Source organism: Kitasatospora sp. NPDC059812 (assembly GCF_042732075.1).
Classification (GTDB): domain Bacteria; phylum Actinomycetota; class Actinomycetes; order Streptomycetales; family Streptomycetaceae; genus Kitasatospora.
In genome coordinates this window covers 6,159-14,514 of sequence record NZ_JBHWIO010000065.1, presented here as the reverse complement: position 1 = coordinate 14,514, position 8,356 = coordinate 6,159, and the positions used below count along the sequence as shown (strand labels likewise).

4 protein-coding genes and 3 tRNA genes are annotated in these 8,356 nt (G+C 75.5%); 2 read left to right on the top strand and 5 right to left on the bottom strand.

Going from position 1 to position 8,356, the window contains the following annotated elements:
- Window positions 1-58: 58 nt before the first annotated feature.
- The 3 genes from ACFV6D_RS27335 to ACFV6D_RS27325 all read right to left on the bottom strand — a co-directional run bounded on the left by ACFV6D_RS27335 (window position 59) and on the right by ACFV6D_RS27325 (window position 555).
- Window positions 59-134: transfer RNA gene (locus ACFV6D_RS27335), tRNA-Arg, on the bottom strand.
- 31 nt (window positions 135-165) lie between these two features.
- A tRNA-Arg gene (locus tag ACFV6D_RS27330) sits at window positions 166-241 on the bottom strand.
- A 223-nt stretch (window positions 242-464) separates the two neighbouring features.
- Window positions 465-555: transfer RNA gene (locus ACFV6D_RS27325), tRNA-Ser, on the bottom strand.
- 178 nt (window positions 556-733) lie between these two features.
- Here ACFV6D_RS27325 and ACFV6D_RS27320 point away from each other — a divergent pair.
- A complete protein-coding gene (locus ACFV6D_RS27320) occupies window positions 734-4,225 on the top strand; it encodes a PAS domain-containing protein (protein ID WP_107452904.1) in 3,492 nt (1,163 codons plus the stop codon).
- 136 nt (window positions 4,226-4,361) lie between these two features.
- Here the strand turns inward: ACFV6D_RS27320 and ACFV6D_RS27315 are convergent, their stop codons facing one another.
- Window positions 4,362-6,023, bottom strand: coding sequence for a long-chain fatty acid--CoA ligase (locus tag ACFV6D_RS27315; RefSeq protein WP_380493586.1), 1,662 nt, complete (start codon window positions 6,021-6,023; stop codon window positions 4,362-4,364).
- 147 nt (window positions 6,024-6,170) lie between these two features.
- Entirely contained in the window at window positions 6,171-7,028 is an 858-nt protein-coding gene (locus ACFV6D_RS27310; RefSeq protein WP_063348575.1) for a glycoside hydrolase domain-containing protein, read from the bottom strand.
- 152 nt (window positions 7,029-7,180) lie between these two features.
- Between ACFV6D_RS27310 and ACFV6D_RS27305 the strand changes: the two genes are divergently transcribed.
- Window positions 7,181-8,245, top strand: coding sequence for a DMT family transporter (locus ACFV6D_RS27305; RefSeq protein ID WP_208869089.1), 1,065 nt, complete (start codon window positions 7,181-7,183; stop codon window positions 8,243-8,245).
- Window positions 8,246-8,356: the final 111 nt, after the last annotated feature.

The window sequence follows — 8,356 nt, the reverse complement described above, 5'->3', positions numbered from 1 at the left end:
CCCTCGTCCGGGCCCGCAACCGGGAGACGCCCCCGGCGGGGGGCGGGGGGCTTCTCGCTGGTGCGCTCAGCAGGATTCGAACCTGCAACCTCTTGATCCGTAGTCAAGTGCTCTATCCGTTGAGCTATGAGCGCAAGGAACGGGCGAACCCGATCTTGCGGAGATTGGTGCGCTCAGCAGGATTCGAACCTGCAACCTCTTGATCCGTAGTCAAGTGCTCTATCCGTTGAGCTATGAGCGCTCGCCCTGATGAACAGTGCCAGCGGGGCGTTGCGGGGACAACATTACATGACCTGCGACGCGGGACGAAATCGATTGCTCCCTGCCCCCGGGCCGACCCCCTGGAGGCCGCTCGGGCCCCCGGCGGCCCCGGCCTGCGGAGCAGGTCGGCGGGGCGGGCCCGGAACCGCCCCGGAGATGCCGAAAGCCCCGCCGACAAGATCGTCGACGGGGCTTTCCGGCTGCGGAGGCTGAGGGATTTGAACCCTCGATCAGGAATAACCCCGAAACCGCATTAGCAGTGCGGCGCCATAGACCGGACTAGGCGAAGCCTCCTCCACAGGGACCACGTCCGCGTGAGCGGACCCGTTCCGTGTGCCTGAGATGATGCCACAACCGTGGGGTTCGGCACCAACCACCGCCCACGTTACTAGGCGGGTCGACCCCGCCGCAAAGAAGAATGAGATACTGCCGTCTCCGGAGGAGCTGCCCTGAGCCGAGGAGACCTGTCGACGTGAGCAGCAGGCCGATCCGAGGCGCTGCTCGCCTCGCCGCCATACTCGACGCCCTGCCCGACGCGTTGTTGCTGGTGAACAGCAACGGCACCGTCGTGGACGCCAACAGCGCGGCAGTCCACGCGCTCCAGACGCCCGGCACCTCGCTGGTCGGCATGGGCGTGCTGGACCTCCTGCCCGAGTTCGACCCCAGCCGGATCCCCGGCTCGATGCGCCCGGCCGCCCGCGACGGCGACGAGCCCGACCGCCCGGTCCGGATGACCGCCCGGCGCACCGACGGCACCAGCTTCCCGGTCGAGGTCTCCGGCAACGACTTCCCCGACGACGGCACCGGCGAGGGCCGCGGCTACGGGCTCACCTCGTACGACCCGTACCGCGAGCGGTCCCGCCCGTCCTCCGCGAGCGACCTGCTCCTGCTGCTGGTCCGCGACCTCTCCAGCCGGCTCGGCGTCGAGGCCGAGCTGCGCCGCCAGCACAAGCAGACCGAGATGATCCTGCGCGCCGCCGCCGAGGGCGTGCTCGGCGTCGACCTCGAAGGCCGCTGCGTGCTGGTCAACCCGGCCGCCGCGCACATCCTGGAGTACCGGGCGAGCGAGCTGGGCGGGCGCGAACTGCACCCGCTGATCCAGCACTCCCGGGCCGACGGCACCCCGCTGGCGCTGGAGGAGTCCGCGCTGCTGGACACCCTGACCTCCGGGCGCAAGCACCGGGTGCGCGGCACCGTGCTGTGGCGCAAGGACGGCCGCCCGGTCACCGTCGACCTCACCACCGCGCCGGTGCGGGACGGCGACCAGCTGGTCGGCGCGGTGATGACCTTCACCGACCGCAGCCGCGAACTCGCCCTGGTCGCCCGCAACGAACACCTCACCGCCGTCCTGGAGAGCGAACTCGGCGGCGCGCTGTCCGCGCTGAACGAGCGGCTGGACGCGCTCGCCGCCGACCCGGCCGGGCAGCTGTGGCCGGAGGCCAACTGGACGCTGCGCCGGCTCGCCGACGAGTGCCGCCGGTTCAGCCGGCTGATCGACGGCGTGCTCGCGCACCAGCGCTCCGAGGCCGGCGAGACCGGCGAGACCGCCCCGGCGGACGGCCCGGACGCGAAGGACGGCAAGGACAACAAGGACGGCAAGGACCGCCGCAAGCCGACCGAGCGGCGGGTGCCCGTCGCCCTGGACAAGGTGGTCCGCCGGGCCGTCGAGGCGGCCGGCGAGCTGGTCGGCCCGGGCCGGGTGCGGTTCTCGGTGCACGCCGCCGCCGTCGAGGTGATCGCCGACGAACGCCGGCTCGCCCAGGCGCTGGCCCACCTGGTCGCCGACGTCAGCGGCATCGGCCTCGCCCTGGACGCCCCGACCGCCCCCTCCCCCGGCCTGGCCGCCCCCGGCGCACCCACCGCGCTGCCCTCCGGCGGCGAGCCGCCGACCGTCGTCCTGGCCGCCGCCCAGCGCGGCGAGGTCGCCCGGGTCGAGATCCGCGGGCCCGGCCTCGGCGGCAGCCCCGTCCACCTGCCGATAGCCCGCGCGGTGGTCGAGCGCCACGGTGGCGTGCTCCAGCCGCACGAGCTGCCCGGCAAGGCCGGCACCACGTACGTCGTCGAGCTGCCGTTGGACCCGGCCGCCGCGAAGGCCGCCGCCGAGCGCGCGGCCGCCGAGGGCCGCCGCTCCGACCGGCCCAAGGAGGGCGACAGCGCCGTCCTGCCCGACCTGCCGGGCATCCCGCAGCTGCCCAGCACCGGCGAGGACGCCGAGCCGGTCGCCGACGGCGGCGAGCAGCCCGAGCGCGAGACCCCGGCCGCGGCGGCGGAGCAGCCCGCCGAGGAACCCGCCGCCGAGCGGCGCGGCCGCCGTGGCCGCCCCGCCGCCGAGGAACCCGCGCCCCCGGTCCGGACCGCCCCCGACGCCCCCGCCGACCAGTGGCCGAACGCCCCCGCCCGGATCGAGCGGGCCGTCCCCGAACAGTGGAACGGCACCGGCAACGACCCCGCGTACGGCCGCCAGGGACTGGCCGGTCCGGACGGCGCGCAGCGCGACCCCTGGGGCAAGGACGACGGCCGCTCCGGCCCGGCCTACGCCGTCCCCGTCGAGGGCGAGCGCCCGCAGCAGCACCGGACCGGCGGGCGTGAACCGCTCGCGCTCGGCCCCGGCACCGGTGCCGCCCCCGCCGACGGCACCCCGGCGGGCGGCACGCCCACCGCAGAAGGCGCCCCGGCCGCCGACGGCGCCGAGACCAAGCCCCGTCGGCGCCGCGCCCTGCCCCCCACCGAGGACTCCTCCGGCGGCTTCGCCCTCCCCGGCGCCCCCGACACCCCGGTGTACCCCGGCCTGGAGCACGCCCTGCCGGCCGGCCCGGCACCCGCGCAGCCCGAGCCCGCCGCCGCACCGACCGGCCGCCGTCGCCGGCTGGCCGTGCCGCCCGGCCCCGGCCAGGAGGCCCCGGCCGCGCCGTCCGACCAGACCCCGCAGGAGGACCGGCCCGCGCCCGGCGGCCCCGCCGCGCTGCCGCCCGCCCGCCCGGCGCTGCCCGCCGCCGAGGACCCGTCCGGCCCGCGCCCGGTCGGCACCGGCCTCGCCGAACTCGCGCCGCCGCGCCCGCTCGGCGGTTCGCCGACGCCCGCCGCCGGACCGCAGCCGCCCGTCCCGGCCGAGACCAGGACCGCCCCGCGCCCGATGGCCGAACTGCCCGCCGCCGCCGGCGACCGGACCGACGAGCAGCCGCCGACCATGGCCAGCCCGAACGGCTCGAACGGCTCGAACGGGGAGGGCGGCAGCGCCCGTCGGCTGCTGGTCTGGCCCGAGCCCGATCCGGCCACCCGGCAGGCGCTCCAGGAACGCGGCTACCGCCCGGTGATCGTCCGCTCCCGCGAGGAGGTGGACGCCCAGGTCGCCGGCTTCCCCGCGGCGCTCTTCGTCGACCCGCTGACCAGCCCGATCACCCGCACCGCGCTGCAGTCGCTGCGCACCGCCGCGCTCAACAGCCGCGTCCCCGTGCTGGTCACCGCCGGTCTCGGCCAGGCCACCCGGGACGCCGCGTACGGCGCCGACCCGGCCGTGCTGCTGCGCGCCCTCGCGCCGCGCGACGGCGAGCACCACGCCCCGCGCGTCCTGCTGGTCGAGGGCGACCCGGACATCGCCGCCGCCATGATCAGCAGCCTGGAGCGGCGCGGCATGCACGTCGAGCACGCGGTGGACGAGAACGACGCCGTCGCCCGGGCCAGCAGCGTGCAGCCCAACCTGGTGGTGATGGACCTGCTCCAGATCCGCCGCCGCCGGGTCGGCCTGCTGGACTGGCTGCGCGCCAACGACCGGCTGCACCGCACCCCGCTGGTGGTCTACACCTCGGTGGACCTCGACCCGCGCGAACTGCCCCGGCTGCGCACCGGCGAGACGGTGCTGTTCCTCGCCGAGCGCTCGACCAGCGCCGACGTCCAGTCCCGGATCGTCGACCTGCTCGGGCGGATCGGCGCGATGGGCGAGGCGGGCGTCGCCGCGGCGGGCTGACCGCGCCCTGACGCCGAAGGTCCGGCGAGATCCACCCGGCACGCGCCGAGGGCCGGCGAGATCCACCCGGCACGCGCCGAGGGCCGGCCACCCCGCTGGAACGGGGGTGGCCGGCCCTCGGCGGTCGGGCGGGCGGCTACTCCTTGCCGAGCACCGTCACGTCCAGTTCGTCCGCCGCGTAGCTGGCGCGGATCACCTTCTTGTCGAACTTGCCGACCGAGGTCTTCGGCACCGACTCGACGATCGACCAGCGCTCCGGCAGCTGCCAGGAGGCGATCCGCCCGGCCAGGAAGGCCCGCAGCTCGCTCAGCCCGGCCGTGGCACCCGGGCGCAGCACGACCGTGGCCAGCGGGCGCTCGCCCCACTTCTCGTCCGGGACGGCGACCACGGCGGCCTCGGCCACCTCGGGGTGGGCCATCAACTGGTTCTCCAGTTCGACCGAGGAGATCCACTCGCCGCCGGACTTGATCACGTCCTTGGCCCGGTCGGTGAGGGTCAGATAGCCGTCGGCGGTGATGGTGCCGACGTCGCCGGTGCGCAGCCAGCCGTCCTCGGAGAACTTGTCGTCCGGCCGGACCGGGTCCTGCCCGGCACCGCCGTAGTAGGCCCCGGCGATCCACGGGCCGCGCACCTCCAGCTCGCCCGCCGCGACGCCGTCGTGCGGCATCCGCTCACCGGACGGGCCGACCAGCCGGGCCTCGACGGAGGCCGGGAAGATGCCCTGGGTGACCCGGTAGGGCCACTCCTCCTCCGGGGTGAGGCCGCCGGGCGGCTGGGCGAAGGAGCCGAGCGGCGAGGTCTCGGTCATGCCCCAGGCGTGCAGCACGCGGATGCCGTGGCGCTCCTCGAAGCCCTTCATCAGCGAGGGCGGGCAGGCGCTGCCGCCGATGACCACCATGCGCAGGCTGGAGGTGTCGTAGTCGCCCGCGTCGAGCTCGTCCAGCAGGCCGCTCCAGATGGTCGGGACGGCGGCGCCGACGGTGGGCCGGACGGCGGCGATCATCTCGGCCATCGGCTTGGGCTGGAGGAAACGATCCGGCATGAGCAGGTTGGCGCCGGACATGAAGGCGGCGTGCGGGATGCCCCAGGCGTTCACGTGGAACATCGGGACCACCGGCAGCGCGGTGTCGCGCGGGGTGAAGGCGAAGTTGTCGCCGGTGTTGACCTGGAGGCAGTGCAGGTACACCGAGCGGTGGCTGTAGAGCACGCCCTTCGGGTCCCCGGTGGTGCCGGAGGTGTAGCAGAGCACGGCGGCCTCGCGCTCGTCGAGGTCGCTGCGCCACGGGTAGGCGGTGGGCCGGTCGGCGATCAGCTCCTCGTAGTCGTGCACGGTGCCCGGGAAGCCGGCCAGCAGCGAGCGGTCGGCGGGGCCGTTCACCACGATGTGCCGGAGCGTCGGGGCGAGGTCCGGCAGGACGGCGGCGAGCAGCGGGAGCACGCTGCCGTCCACGATCACCGCGTGGTCGGCGGCGTGGTTGACGATGAACGACAGCTGGTGGGCGGGCAGCCGCAGGTTGAGCGTGTGCAGCACGGACCCCATGGCGGGGACGGCGAGGTACGCCTCCAGGTGGACCGAGTTGTTCCACATCAGGGTCGCGACCCGGTCGTCCCCGGTCACCCCCAGTTCGTCGCGGAGCGCGTGGGCGAGCTGCGCGGCCCGCGCCCCCACCTCGGCGTACGTCCGCACGACCGGCCCGGTGCCGTCCCAGGTGGTGACGGTGGACCGGCCGTGGATGGTGGACCCGTGCTCCAGAATCCGGGCGACGGTGAGCGGGACGTCCTGCATCGTGCTGAACACGGGTCCTCCTTGACCTGGCGGCACTGGCGGCTGCGCCTGCGGCACCTACCGGGCGGTAATGCGCGCGGACGTGCCCGATTGTGCCGCCCCGCCCCACCCGCTGTCAGTATCCCGGCCCCGTTGCCCGGATCACGGATCGGCGACGCGTCAGCCGGCGGTCGGGCCGTCGACGTGGTTGCGGTCGATCGTGAGGGCGGCGCCGCCGTAGGTCTCCTCGACGTTGCCGCGGTACTGGTGGACGCGCTGGTGGTCGCCCCAGAGGCCGGAGCCGAGGGCGCCGGAATCGGCGGTGTCGGCCCGGTCGTCCCAGCGGGCGTACCAGAGGGCGTCGGGCAGCGGGAAGCTGCCGGCCCGGGCTGCGGCGGCCAGGTCGGCGATGCCGGAGTCGAGGCTGGAGTAGAAGCCGGAGCGGTAGCCGGCGGCGTGCAGGGCCTGGGTCCAGCCGACGGCGAAGTCGACCACGGCCTGGCCGCAGGCGGGGTCGTGCATCGGGTAGGCCTCGATGTCGAGGTAGACCGGGCCGCCCTTGCCGAATCCGAGCGAGCCCATCGCGTGGACGGCTTCGGTGGCCTCGTCCCGGCCCTGCTCGACCGCGTGGGCGGGGTCGATCCGGCGCGGCTTGCGGGCGAGTTCGCTGCACGGCGCCTGGAGCCCGACGTGGGCCGGCAGGAAGCGCCAGCCCAGTGCGCGGGCCTGGCGCACCCACTCGGCGGTGAGCCGGGGCTGGCCGCAGCCGCGCTGGGCGCCGCTGACGTAGATGCCGAGCGCGCCGTACGGGGAGACCCCGTGCCAGGCCCGCAGGGTGTCGAGGGGCGGCGCGGTGCAGGCGTCGAAGGCGGGGCCGGTGAAGTCGTCGTGGATCCTGGGCGGGCCGAACCGGTCGGGCAGGGTGAGGGCCCGGATGCGGGGAAGGGCGGCGGCCCCGGCGCTCACGCCCGTCCCGTCGGTGGCCAGCAGGAGCACGAGGGAGGCGGCGAGCAGGGCCGCGGGGCGGAGATAGCGCACCCGCCCTTGCTACTGACGGACCATCGGACGAATGCGGCAACCACGCCGGGCGCACCGGGCGAGCCCACCCTTTCGGCCGCACCCGTCCACATCCGTCCCGATAGTTGTAACGAGCTTGCCCGTTCATCACTCCTTACGGCAAACTCGCCCATATGCCCAGCTCCCATCCCAGCGAAACCACCGCCCCGATGCCGGCTGCCGCCGTCGCCGAGGCGCTTGCCATGCCGCCCGCCCCCCAGGGCGAGCCCGCCGGCGAGCGGGGCAGCTGGCGACGAGGCGGGACACCCGGCTCCACGGCACCGCCCGACGCGCCCCCCGGCCGGCCCACCGGCCGACTCCCGAAGGTCCTGCGGCGCCCGGAGAGGATCCCGGCGCCGCTTCTCTGTCTGACCGCGATGTTCCTGGTGCAGACCGGGATCGCCCTGTCCAAGCCGCTGTTCGGCCCGCTCGGGGTCAGCGGTACCACCTTCCTGCGACTGGGCTTCGCGGCGGTCATCCTGCTCGCCGTCACCCGGCCCCGGCTGCGCGACAAGCGCCCGCGCGACCTCGCCGCGGCGGCCCTGCTGGGCGTGGCCTCGGCCGGGATGACCTTCCTGTTCGCCGGGGCGATCGACCGGCTGCCGATGGGCACCGCCGCGACCATCGAGTTCCTCGGCCCGCTCGCGGTCGCCCTGGTCTTCGCCCGGCGCGCCAGCCACCTGCTCTGGGCGCTGCTCGCCGCCGGCGGCGTCGTCCTGCTGACCCTGCTCGGCGAGGGCGGCGACGGGGGCGGGCTCGACCCGGTCGGCCTGCTCTACGCCTTCGGGGCCGCCGCCTGCTACGCCGCGTACATCCTGTTCACCGACAAGGTCGGCGCCGCCTTCCAGGGCTTCCAGGGCCTGGCGGTGTCGATGACGGTCGGCGCGCTCGCCCTGGCGCCGTTCGGGCTCGGCCAGGCCTGGGACGGGCTGACCGCGCCCGGCGCCTCGCCGCTGGGGCTGCTGGCCGCGGTGGCCGGGGTGTCGCTGCTGCTGCCGGTGATCCCGTACGCGCTGGAGATGACCGCGCTGCGGCGGATGCCGCAGCGGGTGTTCAGCGTGCTGGTCAGTCTGGAGCCGGCGGTCAGCGCGCTGGTCGGCCTGGTGGTGCTCGGCCAGCTGCTGGGCGTGCCGCAGCTGGCCGGGATCGGCTGTGTGGTGGCGGCCAGCGTGGGAGCCACGCTGACCGGGCGGCGGTAGGACCGCACGACGGCGGGGCCCCGCCCGGGCCCGGCCCGGCCCGCGGGCCGGGGCGCCCGGCCGGTTGAACATCCTGACCGCCGGCGCGCCGGAGCTGCTGGCCCGCGCGGA

Excerpts from the sequence above, each read along its gene's own strand:
- ACFV6D_RS27305 (WP_208869089.1), top strand. The coding sequence starts at position 7,181 with ATGCCCAGCTCCCATCCCAGCGAAACCACCGCCCCGATGCCGGCTGCC.